Below are 20,518 nucleotides of genomic sequence, written 5' to 3'. Positions count from 1 at the left end.
TTTGCCTGGCGGCACTAGCGCGGTGGTCCCACCTGACCCCATGCCGAACTCAGAAGTGAAACGCCGTAGCGCCGATGGTAGTGTGGGGTCTCCCCATGCGAGAGTAGGGAACTGCCAGGCATCAAATAAAGAGAAAAGCCCCGTACGAAAGTGCGGGGCTTTTCTCTTTGTTGCTATCAGGTGGTTGGCTGCACGAGAAGAGAGTAGGACAAAAGGCACAGCCTTTTGAACGTTGCGCAGCAACGACCCGAAGGGTGAGCCACGGAGTGGGTCATCAACTGCCAGGCATCAAATAAGTGGAAAGCCCTGTACTGACGTACAGAGCTTTTTGCTATGTAAAATTTGGGGTGTTTTGAACGTTATTTGTCCTAAAACCTTAAGCATATCCTGATCCTGCCACTCCTATTTATCTCTCATCTTCTCTGAATTTTCATCCTTTATAACCATATCTTCTAATTTAATGACGGAAGCTGAAACATTTTCACTTACCACTTGCAGACTCGACATCTTAGTCAAAACCCGCTATCTTCGGCTATCTAGAAGTCTAAACGTATAAATGGATGCAGTGAGGAAGTTGTTATGCCGATCCGGGTTCCAGATGAACTACCAGCCGTGAATTTCCTGCGCAATGAGAACGTCTTTGTCATGACGTCCTCACGTGCGAAAACGCAGGAAATCCGTCCTCTTAAGGTGCTGGTTCTCAACCTGATGCCGAAGAAAATTGAGACTGAAAATCAGTTTTTGCGGTTGCTTTCCAACTCTCCTCTGCAGATTGATGTGCAGCTACTTCGCATTGATAGTCGTGAGTCTAAAAATACCCCTGCTGAGCACCTCAATAACTTCTATTGCGACTTTGAAGACATTCAGCATGACAACTATGACGGCCTGATCGTCACCGGTGCGCCTCTGGGATTGGTCGACTTTTGCGATGTGGCCTACTGGCCAGAAATCGAGCGCGTCATTCACTGGGCGAAAGAGCATGTGACATCTACGCTGTTTGTATGCTGGGCGGTTCAGGCTGCACTGAATGTGCTTTACGGTCTGCCTAAAATGACCCGTGAGGCTAAGCTCTCAGGGGTGTATCCTCATCAGACGCTGCAACCCCTGGCGTTACTGACCCGCGGTTTCGATGAAAGCTTCCTGGCTCCTCATTCGCGTTATGCAGATTTCCCCGCTGATGTGCTTCGCCAGCATACGGATCTGGATATCTTCGCGGAATCCGATGAAGCCGGTGCGTATCTCTTTGCGACGAAAGATAAGCGTATGGCCTTCGTGACGGGACATCCTGAATATGACGCTGGCACGCTGGCCGGAGAGTATCTGCGAGACGTCTCTGCGGGTTTATCGCCTGATATGCCTTATAACTATTTCCCGCAGGATAACGCCGAGTTGGCGCCAAAAGCGACCTGGCGTAGTCATGGTCATCTGTTATTCACTAACTGGTTGAATTACTACGTTTATCAGATCACTCCGTTTGATCTCCGCCAGATGAATCCGACACTCGAGTAAATCCCCCTGATCCCTTTTAGCAGACGAGCTTACCGTTCGTCTGCTCTTACCCCTTCGATCCCTTTCTCAGAACTACTCTCTTTCTCACACGTATTACTGGATCCGAAATTCATTACCATTTCATGAAAAATTTATTTCATCTTATCTTATTGATTAAAAAAAGAACTTTTCAATTTAAAAAATAAAATGGAAATCGTTTTTGATTTTATAGAATTGCTGATTACGCTTAAATCTATCGGGCAATAAATGACCAGAGAAAAATTGCCTCAGGAACATGAGTGCATCTCCGGTGTATTTCAAACCGTAATAGTGTCTGTTCAGTGAAGCGGTCTGGCAGATTAAGCAGATAAATCAGGAGAAAAGCGATGTCAGAGCAAATTACACGCAGTCATCTTGGCTTTACGCGTCGTTTTGGCGAGAGCGAAACGCAAATTCTGACCGAAGATGCCGTGGATTTTTTGTCCGAGCTGGTCGTACGTTTTACCCCGTTGCGTAACCGCTTACTGGCCGACCGTATTGCCGTACAGCAGAAGATAGATCAGGGGACGTTACCTGATTTTATTTCGGAAACTCATTCCATTAAAAATGCAGACTGGAAAATACGCGGTATCCCGGCTGATTTGCTGGATCGCCGGGTAGAGATCACCGGCCCTGTCGAACGCAAGATGGTGATTAATGCGCTCAATGCCAATGTGAAAGTCTTTATGGCGGACTTTGAGGATTCTCTGGCTCCTGACTGGCAGAAAGTCATCGAGGGGCAGATCAATTTACGCGACGCGGTGAAAGGGACAATCACCTACACCAATGAATCCGGAAAAATTTATCAGCTCAAACCTGATCCGGCCATCCTGATCTGTCGCGTCCGCGGGCTGCATTTACCCGAAAAGCATGTGACCTGGCAGGGTGAAGCGATTCCCGGCTCGCTGTTCGATTTTGCTTTGTATTTCTTCCACAACTACCGCGCTTTGTTGGCAAAAGGCAGTGGCCCTTATTTCTATCTGCCAAAAATGCAGTCTTATCATGAGGCTGACTGGTGGAGCCAGGTCTTCAGTTTTGCCGAAGACTATGCCGGGTTATCGCGCGGTACGATTAAAGCGACGGTACTAATTGAAACCCTGCCCGCCGTTTTCCAGATGGATGAAATCCTTTATCACCTGCGTGATCATATCGTCGGCCTGAACTGTGGTCGCTGGGATTACATCTTCAGCTATATCAAAACATTGAAGAATCATGCTGATCGCGTATTACCCGATCGTCAGTCTGTGACTATGACTCAACCCTTCCTCAGTGCGTACTCACGCCTGCTGATTAAAACTTGTCACCGTCGTGGCGCATTTGCCATGGGCGGCATGGCGGCCTTCATCCCCAGCAAAGACGTCAAGCGCAATGAATGGGTGCTGAACAAAGTCCGCACAGACAAGGAGCTGGAAGCTAATAACGGACATGATGGTACCTGGATCGCACACCCCGGGCTGGCTGACACCGTGCTTGAAGTGTTCGACAAAGCGTTGGGTAACCGTTCAAACCAACTGGATGTCTTACGGGAAGAAGATGATGAAATTACTGCCGGACAATTGCTCGAACCCTGTTCCGGCGAACGCACCGAAGAAGGTATGCGCGCCAATATCCGCGTCGCAGTGCAATACATTGAGGCCTGGATTTCCGGTAATGGCTGTGTGCCGATTTACGGGTTGATGGAAGATGCCGCCACCGCTGAAATCTCCCGGACATCGATCTGGCAGTGGATCCATCATGGCAAGTCGCTAAATGACGGTCAGCCGGTCACCAAACCGCTGTTCCGCCGCCAGCTCAATGAAGAAATGCTGGTCATTCAGCAGGAGTTGGGCGAGCAGCGTTTCAGCGCAGGCCGCTTCACACAAGCCGCTGCACTGATGGAAAAAATCACCACACAGGACGAGTTAATCGACTTCCTGACCCTGCCGGGCTATCAGCTGCTGGCCTGAACCTTCATACCCTACACATAAAAAGACCGGAGCATTCGCCATGAAAACAACCCGTACTCAGCAAATTCAGCAGCTTGAAGAAACCTGGAACCAGCCACGCTGGAAAAATATCACCCGACCTTACACGGCGGCAGAAGTGATCAGTCTGCGTGGCTCAGTAAATCCTGAATGTACGCTGGCTCAGCACGGTGCGACCCGTCTGTGGAATTTACTGCATGGCGCTTCGCGTAAAGGTTATGTGAATTGCCTCGGCGCGCTGACCGGCGGGCAGGCATTACAGCAGGCGAAAGCCGGGATTGAAGCCATTTATCTGTCCGGCTGGCAGGTGGCTGCCGATGCTAATACCGCTTCCAGTATGTATCCGGATCAGTCGTTATATCCGGTGAATTCGGTACCTGAAGTGGTGGCGAGGATTAACAATACCTTCCGTCGCGCGGATCAGATCCAGTGGGCGAATAACATTGAGCCCGGTCAGCAGGGTTATACCGACTATTTCCTGCCGATTGTGGCTGACGCTGAAGCCGGTTTTGGCGGCGTACTCAATGCCTTTGAGCTGATGAAATCCATGATTGAAGCCGGTGCTGCAGCGGTTCATTTTGAAGACCAGCTTGCCGCTGTTAAAAAGTGCGGACATATGGGCGGAAAAGTTCTGGTGCCAACACAGGAAGCCGTGCAGAAACTGGTTTCCGCGCGTCTTGCCGCCGATGTTCTCGGGGTGCCGACGTTGCTGGTGGCGCGTACCGATGCCGATGCCGCAGATTTACTGACGTCCGATTGTGACCCTTATGACAGCCAGTTTATTACCGGCGAAAGAACGCATGAAGGTTTCTACAGAACGCATGCGGGTATTGGACAGGCTATCAGCCGGGGGCTGGCTTATGCGCCATACGCTGACGTGGTGTGGTGCGAAACATCAACGCCGGATTTGAAACTGGCGCAGCGTTTTGCCGAGGCCATTCATGCCAAATTCCCGGGCAAACTGCTGGCCTACAACTGTTCGCCATCGTTTAACTGGAAGAAGAATCTCGACGATAAAACCATCGCCAGTTTCCAGGATCAACTGGCCGCAATGGGCTATCAGTACCAGTTCATCACGCTGGCGGGCATTCACAGCATGTGGTTCAACATGTTCGATCTGGCTCATGCCTACGCACAGGGCGAAGGGATGAAGCACTATGTCGACAAAGTGCAGGAACCGGAATTCGCTGCCATCAGTCGTGGCTACACTTTCGCTACCCATCAGCAGGAAGTTGGAACGGGCTATTTCGACAAAGTCACCACCATCATTCAGGGCGGGCGCTCCTCGGTGACCGCGCTGACCGGTTCTACCGAAGAACAGCAATTCTCATCCACATCGCACTGACTCTCTTCCTGGCCCGGGGAAATCCGGGCCTTTTTCTCTTTTGGAGTTGCCACTATGCGTATAGAACTGTTGATTGCACAGACTATTTTGCAGGGATTCGACGCACAGTACGGCCGCTTTCTGGAGGTGACATCGGGGGCACAGCAACGCTTCGAAAATGCCAACTGGCCGGCGGTACAGGCGGCGATGAAGCAACGTATTCATTTGTATGATCACCATGTCGGACTGGTCGTCGCCCAGCTTAAATGCATCACCGGCCAGCACTTTTATGATGCCGCATTCCTGATCCGCATAAAGGAATGTTACTCCGAATTACTTCCTGATTATCCCCGGGCAGAAATTGCCGAAAGTTTCTTTAATTCAGTGTATTGTCGGATATTCAAACATCGTGATCTGACGACAGATAAGCTTTTTATTTTCAGCGAGCAGCCTGCCCGGAAACCACATAATTGTTCCCGTCCCCTGTCACGTGAATATCCGGTGCAGAGCAATCTGATAGCAGTATTATCAAAAGTGCTTGATGACCTGCCGGTACGTTTACCATGGGAAGACGCGAACCGGGATGTTGATTATATTGCCACGGCAGTGCAGCAACGCTTTTCCGCTGAGTGGCTTGCGGATGCAGATATCGAGATCGCCACCGAGATTTTTTATCGCAATAAGGCCGCGTGGATTATCGGAAAAATCAGGGCAGGGTCGCAGGTATTTCCGCTGTTATTGCCGGTTCATCTCAGCCATCAGAATCAGTTATTTGTGGATACCTGTCTTACTGAAGGTAATGATGCCAGCATCGTTTTCGGTTTTGCCCGCTCATATTTCATGGTGTACGCCCCACAGCCCGGTGCGCTGGTTGAATGGTTGCGTGAGATATTACCGGCGAAAACCACCGCTGAACTTTACAGCGCCATCGGCTGCCAGAAGCATGCAAAAACTGAGTGCTACCGGGAGCACTTACGCTTTATGGCGCAAACCGACGAGTCGTTTATTATTGCGCCGGGTGTCAAAGGCATGGTCATGCTGGTCTTTACTTTGCCCGGCAGTGATCGGGTATTCAAAGTCATAAAAGATAATTTTGCGCCGCAAAAAGAAGTAACTGAAGCGCAGGTCATGGCCTGCTATCAGTTAGTGAAAGAGCATGACCGCGTAGGGCGGATGGCTGACACTCAGGAATTCGAGCATTTTATTCTGCCAAAGAAAAACATCAGCCCTGAACTGAGGGACGAATTACGGCGCGAAGTGCCCGCCAAAATGGAGGATCTGGGTGACAGTATTGCGCTGCGTCATCTGTATATCGAACGACGTATGACACCGCTGAATTTATATCTGGAGCAGGCGAGTGAGGCGCAGCTTCATGATGTGATTGAAGAATACGGTAATGCCATCAAGCAACTGGCGGCGGCAAATATCTTTCCCGGCGATATGTTGTTTAAGAATTTTGGCGTGACCCGTCATGGTCGTGTGGTGTTTTATGACTACGACGAAATCTGCTATATGACCGAAGTGAATTTCCGCGACATTCCCGCACCACGTTATCCTGAGGATGAACTGGCCAGCGAACCCTGGTACAGCATTGCGCCCGGTGACGTTTTCCCGGAAGAATTCCGGTATTTCCTGTGCAGTGACAAGCGTCTTGGCCAGATTTTTGCGTCGCTGCACGACGACCTGTTCAGCGCTGGCTACTGGCGCGGTTTGCAGCAGCGCATCCGTCAAGGGCATGTCGAAGATGTGTTTGCTTATCGCCGTTCCCAGCGCTTTAGCCGTCGCTAAAACGCGTATTCATCCCGCCACATTCCGGCGGGATTTCATCAGCCTGTCAGTGTTTCCCGCCGCCATATGCCTGCGTAATTTCTTTCGCAGCATGGATCACCAACGCACCCAACTCCGTCACCCGGTCATCGGTAATCCGCGAGATCGGGCCCGAGATGGAAATGGCCGCGTACGCATCATTATGCTCGTCGTAAATGCAGGTCGCCACGCAACGCAAGCCGAGGGCATGTTCTTCGTCATCAAAGGCATAGCCACGCTTACGCGTATCCGCCAGTTCCTGCTTCAGGTTCGCCGGAGAGGTTTTTGTCAGCGGCGTATAGCTGTGCAGGCCAATTTTATGCAGTAGTTTTGCCAGACGTTCTTCCGGTAATGTCGAAAGAAAGGCCTTGCCGGCACCCGACGCATGCATCGGTAATTTTCCGCCAATCGGCGCGGACATTCTCATCAGCGCATTACATTGCACCTGATCGATAATGATCGCCTGATAATCACTGTGATCCAGCACGGCCAGATTCACCGTTTCGCCAGACTCTTCCATCAGGCGGCGCAACATCGGGTGCACCATCGCCAGTAAATTCCGGCTCTGCAGGAAACTGCTGCCGACGACAAAAGCGTGCGAGCCAATGGTCCACAGACCCAGATCGCCGACCTGACGGACAAAACCCTGTTGCTGCATAGTGGTCAGCAGGCGATGGGTCGTGGAATTCGGTAATCCTGCCTGCTGAGCAAGATCTGTCAGCGCCACGCTGCCCTGGGCTTCAGCGATATATTCCAGCAACTTAAGGCCACGTGTCAGTGACTGGACCTGCCCGGTTGCGGCACTGCTTGTTGCAGTCGCGCCTTTGGTTTTCTTAGCACGTTTGGCCGGAGCCGATACGGACGTTGCCATGAGCCTGTTCCTTGTAAGATGCGCCAAACGCTGGCGAAGAAAAAATCATTTTTGGAATTGGTTTTCGTTTTTACAGTATGGATCGCAACCTGCCTTTGCGCTCATCCGATGTGTTGCATTGCATTTGCGGGAGGCGTTCCTGTATTGAAAAAGTCTCATGTCTGCGCGGACTTTTGGTCAGGGAAGGTATGCTAGGATGTTGACCATAATTTCCGGCGCATGAATGCACAATTTGCCGGGTGTGAGTGACGGGTGATGAGGTGAAAGTGACTAATCGAGTTGAGGCGCTACATAAGCAACTGGCACAGCGCATTTTGGTTCTGGACGGCGGCATGGGCACCATGATCCAAAGCTACCGTCTGGAAGAAGAAGATTACCGTGGCGAACGTTTTGCTGACTGGGAAAGTGATCTTAAAGGCAATAACGATCTTCTCGTGCTATCAAAACCTGAAGTGATCGTCGAGATCCATAACGGTTATCTGGCTGCTGGCGCCGATATTCTCGAAACCAATACGTTTAACTCCACCACCATCGCGATGGCCGATTACCATATGGAATCGCTGTCGGCTGAAATTAACTATGAAGCCGCACGGCTGGCACGTCAGTGCGCCGATGAATGGACCGCCCGTACGCCGGATAAACCACGTTACGTCGCCGGTGTGTTAGGCCCGACCAACCGTACGGCGTCGATTTCCCCTGACGTCAACGATCCCGCCTTCCGTAATGTGTCTTTCGATCAACTGGTCCAAGCCTATCGCGAATCGACCCGTGCGCTGATTGAAGGCGGCGCAGATCTCATCATGATCGAAACCATCTTTGACACGCTCAACGCCAAAGCCGCCACATTCGCGGTTGAAAGTGAGTTCGAAGCGATGGGCATTGTATTGCCTGTGATGGTTTCCGGCACCATTACTGATGCGTCCGGCCGCACATTATCGGGCCAGACCACGGAAGCATTTTATAACTCACTGCGTCACGTTAAACCGCTCACCTTCGGCCTGAACTGCGCGCTGGGGCCGGATGAATTACGTCAGTATGTTGCTGAATTATCCCGTATTGCAGAATGTTATGTGACGGCTCACCCGAATGCCGGTTTGCCCAATGCCTTTGGTGAATACGATCTGGAAGCCAAAGAAATGGCGGAGCACATAGCCGAATGGGCGCGCTCGGGCTTTCTGAACATCGTCGGCGGCTGCTGTGGTACCACGCCTGCACATATTGCGGCGATGGTGAAAGCCGTCGAAGGTGTGCCGCCACGTGCGTTGCCAGTTATCCCGGTTGCCTGCCGTCTGGCGGGGCTTGAACCGCTGACTATTAACCCGCAAACACTGTTCGTTAACGTCGGTGAACGCACCAACGTCACAGGTTCCGCACGATTTAAGCGGCTGATTAAAGAAGAAAAGTATTCGGAAGCTCTGGCTGTAGCCCGTCAGCAGGTGGAAAGTGGTGCGCAAATTATCGACATCAACATGGATGAAGGGATGCTCGACGCCGAAGCGGCGATGGTGCGTTTCCTCAACCTGATTGCCGGTGAGCCGGATATCGCCCGTGTGCCGATCATGATCGACTCCTCCAAATGGGACGTCATTGAAAAAGGTCTGAAATGCATTCAGGGCAAAGGGATTGTTAACTCCATTTCCATGAAAGAGGGCGAAGAAGCTTTCCTTCATCACGCCCGCATGGTGCGCCGCTATGGTGCTGCCGTAGTCGTCATGGCATTCGATGAAACCGGACAGGCGGATACCCGCGCCCGCAAAATTGAAATCTGCCGTCGGGCCTACAAGTTGCTGACAGAAAAAGTCGGTTTTCCGCCGGAAGATATCATTTTTGACCCGAATATTTTTGCCGTTGCTACTGGCATTGAAGAACACAACAACTACGCTGTCGATTTCATCGAAGCCTGCGCCGATATCAAAGCACAGCTGCCGCATGCGCTGATTTCCGGTGGTGTTTCCAACGTTTCCTTCTCGTTCCGTGGCAACGAACCGGTGCGTGAAGCCATTCATGCTGTGTTCCTGTATCACGCCATCCGCAACGGTATGGATATGGGCATCGTCAACGCCGGTCAGTTGGCGATTTATGATGATTTACCTGCTGAACTGCGCGACGCCGTTGAAGATGTGATCCTCAACCGCCGCGACGATGGTACTGAGCGTCTGCTTGAACTTGCCGAAAAATATCGTGGCAGCAAAGACGATGGCGAAGCGAGTAAACAGCAGGCGGAATGGCGCAGCTGGGAAGTCAAAAAACGCCTTGAATATTCTCTGGTGAAAGGCATTACCGAATTTATCGAACTGGATACCGAAGAGTGTCGCCAGCTGGCTGCGCGGCCTATTGAAGTGATTGAAGGTCCGCTGATGGACGGCATGAATGTTGTCGGTGACCTGTTTGGTGCCGGTAAAATGTTCCTGCCGCAGGTGGTGAAATCCGCACGCGTAATGAAGCAGGCCGTGGCCTACCTCGAGCCGTACATCGAAGCCAGCAAGGAGAAGGGCCAGACCAACGGCAAAATCTTGCTGGCGACGGTCAAAGGCGACGTGCATGACATCGGCAAAAACATCGTTGGTGTGGTGCTGCAGTGTAATAACTACGAGATTATCGATCTCGGTGTGATGGTGCCGACCGACAAAATCCTGAAAACGGCCATTGAAGAAAATGTGGATATCATCGGGCTTTCGGGTCTGATTACGCCGTCGCTCGACGAAATGGTCAACGTGGCGAAAGAGATGGAGCGACGTGGTTTCACCATGCCGTTGCTGATTGGCGGCGCGACCACCTCAAAAGCGCACACCGCGGTTAAAATCGAACAAAACTACAGTGGCGTGACTTGTTATGTGCAAAACGCATCGCGTTCTGTCGGCGTGGTGTCTGCGTTGCTGTCAAAAGATCAGCGTGAAGCCTTTATCGAAAGAACACGCAAAGAGTACGACACCGTGCGTATCCAGCATGGTCGTAAAAAGCCCCGCACACCGCCGGTCAGCCTTGAGGTCGCCCGCGATAACGCGATGATCATCGACTGGGACAATTACACGCCGCCTGTCGCTCACCGGCTGGGTATCCAGAAAGTGGAAGCCAGCATTGAAACGCTGCGAAATTACATCGACTGGACGCCGTTCTTCATGACCTGGTCGCTGGCCGGTAAATATCCGCGCATTCTTGAAGACGAAGTCGTCGGTGAAGAGGCAAAGCGGTTGTTCAAAGATGCCAATGACCTGCTGGATAAACTATCCATAGATAAATTGCTTAACCCGCGTGGTGTCGTCGGTTTGTTCCCGGCAAACCGCAAGGGCGATGACATTGAAATCTATAGCGATGAACGTCGTGAAGACGTGCTGGTCGTCAGCCATCATTTACGTCAGCAAACAGAAAAAACTGACTTCGCCAACTACTGTCTGGCGGACTTTGTTGCGCCTAAATCCAGCGGCAAGAAAGATTACATGGGCGCGTTTGCCGTTACCGGTGGGCTGGAAGAAGACGCGCTGGCTGAGGCGTATGACAAGCAGCATGATGATTACAATAAAATCATGATTAAAGCGCTGGCAGACCGTCTGGCAGAAGCGTTCGCAGAATACCTGCATGAAAAAGTACGTAAGGTTTACTGGGGCTTTGCGCCGACAGAAAATCTGAGCAATGAAGAACTTATTCGCGAGAATTATCAGGGGATCCGTCCGGCTCCTGGTTATCCTGCCTGTCCTGAGCACACTGAAAAAGGCCAGATCTGGAAACTACTGGATGTGGAAGCCAACACCGGTATGCAACTCACAGAATCCTTTGCGATGTGGCCGGGCGCGGCGGTATCAGGCTGGTATTTCAGTCATCCTGACAGCAAATATTTCGCCGTGGCGCAGATTCAGCGTGATCAGGTTGAGGATTATGCAGTGCGTAAAAATATGCCGGTCGCAGAAGTCGAACGCTGGCTGGCGCCAAACTTAGGTTATGACGCCGACTGATCTTGTAAATGTCCGCGGATTCACGGGCATTTACAGCTGGCAGATAAACCTTAATACTCCCGCTCTCTGGAAGTGAAAACAGGCAGAAGAGTAAAGCGTCCGCGCCATGAATGGCGCGGTTCGAGCCATCAGGGGTGATTTTACGGCGTCTTTACGATCTGCTTGTTTTCATTGATTCTGACATTCATCCTCAGCCCTCGTCCGTTTCCACCGGCCATTTCTCTGCTTCTTTAAATCAGTTCACTTCCACATCAATGTGCAGCGCGTCATAGCGCCAGTATTCCAGATCGCAGTCGATGACCCGGTCATGCTGGTCACGGTTAATACGCGTAATAAACAGCGCCGGACTGCCGGAAGCGACTTTCAGTGCATGTGACGCTTGTTCTGGCAGCAAAGTTGGCACCATGTCGAAACGCACGCGGCCATAATGGATGTCATAGTGGGATGCATACAAATCAGTCAGTGATGTCGTGAGATCTGCGTCAAGAATGCCCTGAAAATACAGCGGATTAAGATAGTGCTCGACGTACAAAACCGGGCGTTTATCGATATAACGCAACCGGCGGATACATATCACCTCACTCTCTGACGGTAACAGTAACTTCTGGCAGACCGTATCACTGGCCCTGCAATGCTTCGCATCGATCACTTTGGTCTGCGCGCTACGTCCCTGATCTTTCGCCATCGCGTGAAAGTGACTTCTTTGCAGCGGGTTGTAGACAATGCGCGGAGGTGACACAAACCAGCCCCGGCGTACTTCCCGGTAAATCAGCCCCTGTGCTTCGAGCTGGCTTAATGCTTCCCGTAACGTGATACGGGTTGTGGAAAATTGTTCACTCAACGCCCGCTCAGAAGGCAGCCTTCCCTCGGCAGAAAATGCCCCGGCCGCAATACTTTCGCTCAATGCCTTGCAGATAACAGCAAGGGTGGTCTGCGTTTCACTCATCGGTCAGCAAGCCTCATTTCAGTGCATTTTTGCACCAATCTGAATCTTCATTGTGTAAATAGTGTGCGCTTGTTAACAGCTATAAGCTTAAAACTGCTGCTTTTTCACGCTGACATATAATTATCACAATTGAGCGTTAGATTGGCTTGGTTCTTGCTGGACTAGACCAGCACTTCACACACACTACCATCCGGAGCATCCGTTATGAAACAGTTGTTCGCTTCTGTGTTAACCAGCGCGCTTGTCCTCTCCGCTTCTTCGGCATTTGCCGCTGAACCTCCTGCTGCACTCCTGAAAGCGGCGCAAGCCGAAGGAACCGTAAACAGCGTCGGTATGCCTGATGACTGGGCGAACTGGAAAGCCACCTGGAGTGATCTGAATACCAAATACGGCCTGAAACACAGCGATACCGACATGAGCTCCGCGCAGGAAATCGCGAAATTCCTGGCGGAAAAAGACAATGCCAGCGCCGATATCGGTGATGTGGGTGCGGCCTTTGGTCCGGTTGCTGTTTCTAAAGGCGTCACTCAGCCTTATAAACCCACCACCTGGGATCAGGTGCCAGACTGGGCGAAAGATAAAGACGGTATGTGGGCACTCGCTTACACCGGCACAATTGCGTTTATCATCGACAAATCACAGGTTAAAGATGAGCCGCACAGCTGGGCTGATTTGCTGAACAGCAAATATAAAGTCACCATTGGTGATGTGAGTACCGCAGCACAGGCCGCGAACGGTGTTCTGGCGGCAACCTACGCGATGGGCGGGAACGAAAAGGATCTGAAACCGGGTCTGGAATATTTCGGCAAACTGGCGAAAGCAGGGCGTCTTAGCCTGACTAACCCGGTCATTGCTTCTCTGGAAAAAGGTGAAGTGCAGGTTGGCGTGGTCTGGGATTTCAATGGTCTTAGCTATCGCGACAAAATCGACAAGACCCGCTTCGACGTGGTGATCCCCTCTGATGGCACCATCACTTCCGGCTATACCACCATCATCAACAAATTCGCCAAACACCCTAACGCCGCCAAACTGGCGCGTGAATATATCTTCTCAGATGCGGGACAGATCAACTTAGCGCAGGGTTATGCCCGTCCAATCCGTGCTGACCACATCACTCTGCCTGACGATGCAAAAGCCAAACTGCTGCCTTCCAGCGAATACAAAAATGCTCACCCGATTGCCGATCCGGCTGCCTGGGATAAGAGCGCAAAAACCTTGCCTCGTCTGTGGCAGGAAAACGTCATGATCAACATGCAGCAGTAAATCTTTAAGCAAAAATAAGAAAAACCGGACAGCGAAAGCATTGGTTCAATTACAACACCTGTATGAAACGAAAGGCATAAGTGTAATGAAAAGTATTCTGGTAGTACTCGACGGCCTGAATTATCAGGTCAGTCGCGACGCAATGGGTTATTTACAGGCTCAGTGTGCCGCAGGACGCGGCCGCTTGTACCAACTGGAATGCGAACTGCCATCGCTGTCCCGGCCACTTTATGAATGCATTCTCACCGGCATCACGCCGGTAGTGAGTGGTATTGTGCATAACCATGTTGACCGGTTATCCACGCAACGCAGTATTTTCCATTATGCCCGCGAAGCCGGTCTGACGACGGCGGCTGCGGCTTATCATTGGGTCAGCGAGTTGTATAACCGCACACCGTTTGACCCGCCGTGTGACCGCCATACCAGCGATGAGTCGCTGCCTATCCAGCACGGTCATTTTTATTATGATGACGCTTACCCTGATTCGCATTTGTTCGACGATGCAGAAAGTCTTCGCCGCCGCCATGATCCCGATTTTCTGCTGATCCACCCGATGAACATTGATGATGCCGGCCATAAATTCGGCCTGTCGACGCCGCAATATCGCAACAAAGCGCGAACGGCGGACGGTATTCTGTCGCGCTATCTGGGCGGCTGGCTGGATGCGGGTTATCAGGTGATTGTGACCGCCGACCACGGCATGAATGATGACCGCAGCCACGGCGGTATTTTGCCGGAAGAGCGCCAGGTGCCGCTGTTCGTCTTCGGCAGTGCGTTCAGCTTCAAAGATGCCGCACCGCTGCAGACTGAGCTGTGCGGAACCCTTTGTCAGATCCTGAATATTGCCCACGACAAGCCACATTGCACGGCATTACTGGCCTGAATCCCGTCACTTTTAGAGGATAACCGATGAAAGCTAAGTGGATTGCGGCGCTGTTTATGTTGCCATTTCTGGTATTTTTCATCGCTTTTCAGCTGGCTCCGCTGGCCTGGATTGCGGTGAGCAGCTTTTACAGCGAAACCTATGAAGCCTGGGGACTGGGCAATTACAGCGACATTCTGACGTCACCGTTTTATTTGCAGGCGATGCGCTTCTCGCTGGATATTTCCATCTGGTCGAGTTTGTACGGTTTGCTTATTGCGTTAGTGGGCAGTTACTCACTTCGCCAGTTAGGGCCGACAAAGCTTCATGATTTCGTAATGTCATTTACCAACATGACCAGCAACTTCGCGGGCGTACCGCTGGCGTTCGCCTTTGTGATTCTGCTCGGCCTGAACGGCTGCCTGACATTGCTGCTGAAAAAATATGGCCTGATGGAACATTTTGACCTGTATTCGAAAGACGGGCTGATTGTTCTCTATACCTATTTCCAGATCCCTCTTGGGGTGTTGCTGATGTATCCGGCCTTTGATGCCCTGCGCGAAGACTGGCGTGAATCTGCGGCGTTGCTGGGTGCGGGGCGCTGGAGTTACTGGCGGCATATCGGCATTCCGGTGCTGTTCCCGGCGCTTCTGGGGACCTTTGTGATTTTGCTCGCCAACGCACTGGGCGCGTATGCCACGGTGTACGCGCTGACCACCGGCAACTTTAACGTGGTGCCGGTACGTATCGCCGCGCTGGTGTCGGGAGATATTTCACTCGACCCGAATATGGGCAGTGCGCTGGCGATGTTACTGGTGGTGCTGATGGCGTTTATCACGCTGATTCATCAGTGGTTATTACGCAAAAGTTATCTCAGTCAGCGCAGCTGATTGCCTTAATAAGGAACGTAAGATGTCGCGCTCTGAAGCGATTTACCACCGTGTGGTGATCTGGGTTTTACTGATTGTCCTGATGTTGCCGTTGCTGGCGACGCTGGTGTATGCGCTGGTGCTGGAATGGGGAGCTACCATTTTGCCGAGCGGTTTTACGCTCAAATGGCTGGTGGAACTGTGGAGCGATCCGCGCTTCCTGATTGCGCTATGGCACTCGCTGCTGGTTTGTTTCGGCACGCTTTTCCTGTCGCTGGTGTTGATCCTGCCACTGATGTTTGTGATTGCTTACTATTTCCCGAAGCTCGATGCGCTAATGAATATCCTGATCCTGTTGCCGTTCGCCGTGCCGCCGGTGGTGTCATCGGTGGGGCTGATGCAGCTCTATTCCGCTGAGCCGCTGGCGCTGACCGGCACACCGTGGATCCTGATCGGCTGTTATTTCACCATCGCCTTGCCGTTTATCTATCGCGCCATCTCCAACAATATGCAGGCGATAAACCTGCGTGATCTGATGGATGCGGCGCACCTGCTTGGTGCCAGCACCTGGAAAGCCGCGCTGCTGGTGGTTTTACCGAACTTACGCAAGGGAGGAATGATTGCCGTGCTGCTGTCGTTCTCGTTCCTGATCGGGGAATTCGTATTCGCCAATCTGCTGGCGGGCAGCCGCTATGAAACGGTGCAGGTTTATCTCTATAACATGCGCAATGGCAGTGGCCATTTCACCAGCGCATTGGTCATCTCCTATTTCATGGTCGTCCTGATTTTCACCTGGGTGGCGAACATGCTGAACAAAGGAAAGAGCTGATTATGTCGTATTTGCAGGTCACTCAACTCAATAAGTCTTACGGTCCGACGCAGATTTTCAACAACATCGATTTTTCAGCAGAAGAGGGCGAATTCGTCACGCTGCTGGGGCCAAGTGGCTGCGGGAAATCCACGTTGCTGCGCTGTCTGGCCGGCCTGACGTCGGTCGATAGCGGAAAAATTCTGATCCAGGGGCAGGATATCGTGCCGTTACCCCCACAACAGCGCGGCATCGGCATGGTCTTCCAGAGCTACGCGCTGTTTCCTAATATGACGGTGGAAGCCAACGTCGCGTTTGGTTTGAAAATGCAAAAGATACCTGCTTCCGAACTTCATCGACGCGTGGGCGAAGTGCTGGAACTGGTGGAGATGAACGATTACGCCAAACGTTATCCGCATCAGCTTTCCGGCGGTCAGTGTCAGCGTGTGGCGCTGGCGCGCTCGCTGGTGACTCAGCCGCGTCTGCTTCTGCTCGATGAACCCCTTTCCGCGCTCGATGCCCGTATCCGTAAGCATTTGCGTGAGCAAATCCGCCGCATTCAGCGCGAAATGAACCTGACGGCGATTTTCGTCACTCACGATCAGGAAGAAGCGCTGACCATGTCAGACCGGATTGTGCTGATGAACAAAGGTCAAATCGTCCAAAATGCCGATGCCGAAACCCTGTATACTGAGCCCGTGGATGCGTTTGCCGCGGGCTTTATCGGCAGCTACAACCTGCTGAGTCCTGAACAGGCGATGGCACTGACCGGCATTACGTATACGGGCCGCGTCGCCATCCGTCCGGAGTCGGTGACGATATGCGAACTGATTGAAGGCATTCCGGCTAAAATTCTCAGCCACAGCCTGCTTGGCAACGTGGTGCGCTATCGTGTTTTAGCGCACGGTGTCGAGCTTTCTGTGGATGTCTTAAACCGATCTGTGGCTTCACTTCGCGCCGATGGCAGCGATATTGGTCTACAGTTAGATCTTGTTACGTTACGGGAAGTTGCATGAAACTGGCGCTGTTTGATCTCGATGAAACCCTGATTAGCGGCGACTGTTCCAGTCTTTGGTCTGCCTATATGGTGGCGAATGGCTGGGTGGCAGATGAGCAGGCTTTCCTGCAACAGGATGCCGCGCTGATGCAACAATATGCCGTGGGTAAGATGGATATGCAGGAGTACATGCGCTGTACTTTGGCACCACTTACCGGACGCAGCGAAAGTGACGTCGCGGCAATGGTCGCGGGTTATATTCAGGCTGTGATTGCACCGCGCATTTATGCGCAGGCGCGTGAGTGTCTGGCCGCTCACCGCGCACAGGGCGACCGGACTGTGATTATTTCCGCGTCCGGAGAGCATCTGGTGCAGCCGATTGCCCGTTACCTCGGTGTTGAGGAAACGCTGGCGATTGGTGTGGAAATAAAAGACGGGCGCTTTACCGGCGCCACGCAGGGGACGATGACCTATCGTGAAGGCAAAGTTTCGCGGTTGCTTGAACTCATCAATCAGGACGATTCCCTGCTGCAACAAGCCAGTTTCTATTCGGATTCCCATAATGATCTGCCATTACTGACCCGTGTGGGTCAGCCGGTGGCGGTGAATCCGGACGCCATCCTGCTCCAGCACGCCCGGCAGGCAGGATGGCCGGTCTATGCCTGGCGTTAATGGAGCTGTTCTTTCGTGTTAACCCTTTTGCATCTGTTATCTGCTATTTCTTTACTCGTATGGGGTACGCACATTGTGCGTACCGGCATCATGCGCGTTTTTGGCGCCAATCTGCGGCGTGTTCTGAGTAACAGTGTCGAGAAAAAACCGCTGGCGTTTGTCGCCGGTATTGGCGTGACCGCACTGGTACAAAGCAGTAATGCGACGGCGCTGCTGGTCACTTCATTTGTGTCGCAGGGGCTTGTTGCTCTGGCACCGGCGCTGGTGATTATTCTCGGCGCAGATGTCGGGACCGCCGTGATGGCGCGTATCCTGACGTTCGATCTCTCCTGGCTTTCCCCGCTGCTGATTTTCGTCGGCGTGGCCTTCTTCCTCAGCCGTAAACAAACCCGCGCCGGACAAATGGGGCGTGTCTGTATCGGGCTGGGTCTGATTTTACTGGCGCTGGAACTGATTGTGGGCGCGGCAACGCCGATCATGCAGGCGTCCGGCGTGAAAGTGCTGTTTTCATCCCTGACCGGTGATGTGCTGCTCGATGCGCTGACCGGCGCAGTGTTTGCGATCATCAGTTATTCCAGTCTGGCGGCGGTGTTGCTGACGGCAACGCTCGCAGCGACCGGCGTTATCTCGCTCAAAGTATCGTTGTGTCTGGTGATTGGTGCCAACCTTGGCAGCGGGCTGCTGGCGATGATCAATGCCAGCAAAATGAACGCCGCAGGCCGACGTGTCGCGCTGGGCAGTACGCTGTTTAAACTGATTGGTTTAGTGATTGTGCTGCCGTTTGTCGGGCCGCTTTCGACGCAACTGGCGCGTCTTGGCATTCCGGACGAAGAACTGGTGATTTATTTTCACATGTTCTACAACCTGATCCGCTGTCTGGCGATGGTGCCACTGACCGCGCCGATGGCAAAGATTTGCCAGATGATGATTGCCGATGTGCCGGAAGATGATCCACGTTTGCGTCCGCGCCATCTGGATGTCAGCGCGATCGATACCCCGACGCTGGCGCTGGCTAATGCCGCGCGTGAAACGTTGCGTATGGGTGACGTGGTCGAGCATATGCTGATCCTCAACCGCGAAGTGATGCACGGTAAACTGGCGCAGGACCGCGAAGTACGCCGTCTCGACGATGATGTGGATGTGCTTTACACCGCCATCAAGCTGTATCTGGCACAAATCAATAAAGAAGGTCTTGGCGAAGATGATTCCCGCCGCTGGGCTGAAATCATTGAAATGGCGCTGAACCTCGAACAGGCCGGTGACATTATCGAGCGCATGACCGGCGATATCACTGCCAAATCTCACGCCACGCGCCGGGCATTTTCGCCGGAAGGGCTGGTGGAGCTGGATGCTCTACATGAAAAATTGCAGGATAACCTGCGTCTGAGTCTGGGTGTTTTTCTGTCGAATGACCTGACCAGTGCGCGCCGTCTGCGCCGTTCTAAACACCGTTTCCGTATTCTCGACCGGCGTTATGCGCACGCCCACGTTGACCGTTTGCATCAGCATAACGTGCAAAGCATCGAAACCAGTTCGCTGCATCTCGGTCTGCTGGGTGACATGAAACGTCTGAATTCGCTGTTCTGTGCGGTGGCGTATAACGTGCTGGATCAGGACGAGCAGGAAGATGAGCAGCGCGAACCGAATGACGACATGAAACGGGTTTAACATCATTGTTCGTCAAGAAAACAACGGGTGCTGTAAAAAGCGCCCGTTGTTTTATGGATGGTCAGTTAGTCTTTTTTAACCGGTTTACCGGACCAGTAACCGGCCAGCAACGAGCCTGAGAGATTGTGCCAGACCGAGAACAGCGCGCCCGGCAATGCAGCCAGCGGAGTGAAGTAGATTTTCCCCAGCGTGGCAGCTAAGCCTGAGTTCTGCATCCCGACTTCCATCGCCAGTGTGCGGCAGGTGGTTTCGTCAAAGCCAAACAGCTTCCCGCCCCAGTATCCGCTCAGCAGGCCAATACCGTTGTGCAGAATGACCGCTACTATCACGATAAGTCCGACGGAACCGATAAAGCCCTGACTGCCCGCTACCACGGCGCTGATAATGGCCACGATGCAAATCATGGAGAAAAGCGGCAGCAGCGGTTCAATACGTTTCACGGTTTTCGTGAACAGATGATGAATAATCAGACCGGCTAAAATCGGGATAACCACGATCTGCAAAATGCTCAGCAGCATGCCTTCCACATCCACTTTGATGTGCGTATCGACATACAAACGTGTCAGCAGTGGTGTAGCGAAAACGCCCACCAGCGTGGAAACCGCAGAAATGGTCACGGAAAGCGCAACGTCACCTTTGGCAAGATAAATCATCACGTTAGAAGCCGTTCCGCTGGCAACGCTGCCGACCAGGATCATGCCCGCCGATAAATCTGCAGGCATATGGAACAGCTTTGCCAGCACCCATGCCGCCAGCGGCATCACCAGATAATGCAGGAACGTCGCCGCGGCAACCGGGCCGGGACGGGAAAGCACGCGTTTGAAATCACCGAATTCGAGGGTAACGCCCATCGCGAACATAATCAGCATCAGCAGTGTGGAAACGTGCGGGCCGATTGGGGTGAATGTGCCGGGCGAATAATAGGCCGCGACGGATAACAGCAAGGCCCACAGCGGAAACAGGCGGGTTATTTTGGCTAACATTGAGGATG

Annotated in this window: 15 protein-coding genes and 1 rRNA gene; 13 read left to right on the top strand and 3 right to left on the bottom strand. The window is 52.5% G+C overall.

What is annotated here, in order from left to right; all coding sequences use genetic code 11:
* Window positions 1-4 precede the first annotated feature (4 nt).
* The 5 genes from rrf (at window position 5) to aceK (ending at window position 6,603) form a co-directional block, all read left to right on the top strand.
* Window positions 5-120, top strand: a 5S ribosomal RNA gene (gene rrf, locus J1778_RS21740).
* Window positions 121-579: 459 nt separating this feature from the next.
* Entirely contained in the window at window positions 580-1,509 is a 930-nt protein-coding gene (gene metA / locus J1778_RS21735) for a homoserine O-acetyltransferase MetA (RefSeq protein ID WP_217174923.1), read from the top strand.
* 365 nt (window positions 1,510-1,874) lie between these two features.
* The gene (aceB, locus tag J1778_RS21730; protein WP_217174922.1) at window positions 1,875-3,473 is read left to right on the top strand and encodes a malate synthase A; all 1,599 of its coding nucleotides are present in this window, start codon (window positions 1,875-1,877) and stop codon (window positions 3,471-3,473) included.
* 40 nt (window positions 3,474-3,513) lie between these two features.
* Window positions 3,514-4,836 (top strand): isocitrate lyase, encoded by a 1,323-nt coding sequence (aceA, locus tag J1778_RS21725; protein ID WP_217174921.1) that lies wholly within the window; start codon window positions 3,514-3,516, stop codon window positions 4,834-4,836.
* A gap of 54 nt (window positions 4,837-4,890) precedes the next feature.
* Window positions 4,891-6,603, top strand: coding sequence for a bifunctional isocitrate dehydrogenase kinase/phosphatase (gene aceK, locus J1778_RS21720; RefSeq protein ID WP_217174920.1), 1,713 nt, complete (start codon window positions 4,891-4,893; stop codon window positions 6,601-6,603).
* 46 nt (window positions 6,604-6,649) lie between these two features.
* Here the strand turns inward: aceK and iclR are convergent, their stop codons facing one another.
* Entirely contained in the window at window positions 6,650-7,492 is an 843-nt protein-coding gene (gene iclR / locus J1778_RS21715; protein ID WP_217174919.1) for a glyoxylate bypass operon transcriptional repressor IclR, read from the bottom strand.
* Between the two features lie 266 nt (window positions 7,493-7,758).
* Between iclR and metH the strand changes: the two genes are divergently transcribed.
* Window positions 7,759-11,442 carry a methionine synthase gene (gene metH / locus J1778_RS21710; protein ID WP_217174918.1) on the top strand — a complete coding sequence of 1,228 codons (3,684 nt, stop codon included), beginning with the start codon at window positions 7,759-7,761 and terminating at the stop codon, window positions 11,440-11,442.
* 235 nt (window positions 11,443-11,677) lie between these two features.
* Here metH and J1778_RS21705 read toward each other — a convergent pair whose 3' ends face one another.
* Window positions 11,678-12,388, bottom strand: coding sequence for a UTRA domain-containing protein (locus tag J1778_RS21705; RefSeq protein ID WP_217174917.1), 711 nt, complete (start codon window positions 12,386-12,388; stop codon window positions 11,678-11,680).
* 204 nt (window positions 12,389-12,592) lie between these two features.
* Between J1778_RS21705 and J1778_RS21700 the strand changes: the two genes are divergently transcribed.
* From J1778_RS21700 to J1778_RS21670, 7 genes are all read left to right on the top strand, one after another.
* Window positions 12,593-13,651, top strand: a complete 1,059-nt coding sequence (locus J1778_RS21700; protein WP_217174916.1) for an ABC transporter substrate-binding protein — start codon at window positions 12,593-12,595, stop codon at window positions 13,649-13,651.
* 85 nt (window positions 13,652-13,736) lie between these two features.
* Window positions 13,737-14,534 (top strand): alkaline phosphatase family protein, encoded by a 798-nt coding sequence (locus tag J1778_RS21695; RefSeq protein ID WP_217174915.1) that lies wholly within the window; start codon window positions 13,737-13,739, stop codon window positions 14,532-14,534.
* Window positions 14,535-14,560: 26 nt separating this feature from the next.
* On the top strand, window positions 14,561-15,403 hold the full coding sequence (locus tag J1778_RS21690) for an ABC transporter permease (protein ID WP_217174914.1): 843 nt from the start codon (window positions 14,561-14,563) through the stop codon (window positions 15,401-15,403).
* Between the two features lie 22 nt (window positions 15,404-15,425).
* The gene (locus J1778_RS21685) at window positions 15,426-16,211 is read left to right on the top strand and encodes an ABC transporter permease (protein WP_113876665.1); all 786 of its coding nucleotides are present in this window, start codon (window positions 15,426-15,428) and stop codon (window positions 16,209-16,211) included.
* A 2-nt stretch (window positions 16,212-16,213) separates the two neighbouring features.
* Window positions 16,214-17,206 carry an ABC transporter ATP-binding protein gene (locus J1778_RS21680; RefSeq protein ID WP_217174913.1) on the top strand — a complete coding sequence of 331 codons (993 nt, stop codon included), beginning with the start codon at window positions 16,214-16,216 and terminating at the stop codon, window positions 17,204-17,206.
* Window positions 17,203-17,859, top strand: coding sequence for an HAD family hydrolase (locus J1778_RS21675; RefSeq protein WP_217174912.1), 657 nt, complete (start codon window positions 17,203-17,205; stop codon window positions 17,857-17,859). Before J1778_RS21680 ends, J1778_RS21675 begins: the two co-directional genes overlap by 4 nt.
* A gap of 15 nt (window positions 17,860-17,874) precedes the next feature.
* Complete coding sequence (locus J1778_RS21670) at window positions 17,875-19,527, top strand: Na/Pi cotransporter family protein (RefSeq protein ID WP_217174911.1); 1,653 nt, start codon at window positions 17,875-17,877, stop codon at window positions 19,525-19,527.
* 65 nt (window positions 19,528-19,592) lie between these two features.
* On the opposite strand, the gene panS is transcribed toward J1778_RS21670, so the two are convergent.
* On the bottom strand, window positions 19,593-20,510 hold the full coding sequence (gene panS / locus J1778_RS21665) for a ketopantoate/pantoate/pantothenate transporter PanS (protein WP_217174910.1): 918 nt from the start codon (window positions 20,508-20,510) through the stop codon (window positions 19,593-19,595).
* Between the last annotated feature and the right edge of the window lie 8 nt (window positions 20,511-20,518).

The organism is Rahnella bonaserana (genome assembly GCF_019049675.1).
Classification (GTDB): Bacteria; Pseudomonadota; Gammaproteobacteria; order Enterobacterales; family Enterobacteriaceae; genus Rahnella; species Rahnella bonaserana.
Note: the sequence above shows the minus strand (reverse complement) of the source record. Positions and strands in the feature narration are given on the sequence as shown.

What these genes read in the sequence shown, in the direction of transcription:
- metA (WP_217174923.1), top strand. Translation starts at nt 580, where the DNA reads ATGCCGATCCGGGTTCCAGATGAACTACCAGCCGTGAATTTCCTGCGC.
- aceB (WP_217174922.1), top strand. Translation starts at nt 1,875, where the DNA reads ATGTCAGAGCAAATTACACGCAGTCATCTTGGCTTTACGCGTCGTTTT.
- aceA (WP_217174921.1), top strand. Translation starts at nt 3,514, where the DNA reads ATGAAAACAACCCGTACTCAGCAAATTCAGCAGCTTGAAGAAACCTGG.
- aceK (WP_217174920.1), top strand. Translation starts at nt 4,891, where the DNA reads ATGCGTATAGAACTGTTGATTGCACAGACTATTTTGCAGGGATTCGAC.
- iclR (WP_217174919.1), bottom strand. Translation starts at nt 7,492, where the DNA reads ATGGCAACGTCCGTATCGGCTCCGGCCAAACGTGCTAAGAAAACCAAA.
- J1778_RS21705 (WP_217174917.1), bottom strand. Translation starts at nt 12,388, where the DNA reads ATGAGTGAAACGCAGACCACCCTTGCTGTTATCTGCAAGGCATTGAGC.
- J1778_RS21700 (WP_217174916.1), top strand. Translation starts at nt 12,593, where the DNA reads ATGAAACAGTTGTTCGCTTCTGTGTTAACCAGCGCGCTTGTCCTCTCC.
- J1778_RS21695 (WP_217174915.1), top strand. Translation starts at nt 13,737, where the DNA reads ATGAAAAGTATTCTGGTAGTACTCGACGGCCTGAATTATCAGGTCAGT.
- J1778_RS21690 (WP_217174914.1), top strand. Translation starts at nt 14,561, where the DNA reads ATGAAAGCTAAGTGGATTGCGGCGCTGTTTATGTTGCCATTTCTGGTA.
- J1778_RS21685 (WP_113876665.1), top strand. Translation starts at nt 15,426, where the DNA reads ATGTCGCGCTCTGAAGCGATTTACCACCGTGTGGTGATCTGGGTTTTA.
- J1778_RS21680 (WP_217174913.1), top strand. Translation starts at nt 16,214, where the DNA reads ATGTCGTATTTGCAGGTCACTCAACTCAATAAGTCTTACGGTCCGACG.
- J1778_RS21675 (WP_217174912.1), top strand. Translation starts at nt 17,203, where the DNA reads ATGAAACTGGCGCTGTTTGATCTCGATGAAACCCTGATTAGCGGCGAC.
- panS (WP_217174910.1), bottom strand. Translation starts at nt 20,510, where the DNA reads ATGTTAGCCAAAATAACCCGCCTGTTTCCGCTGTGGGCCTTGCTGTTA.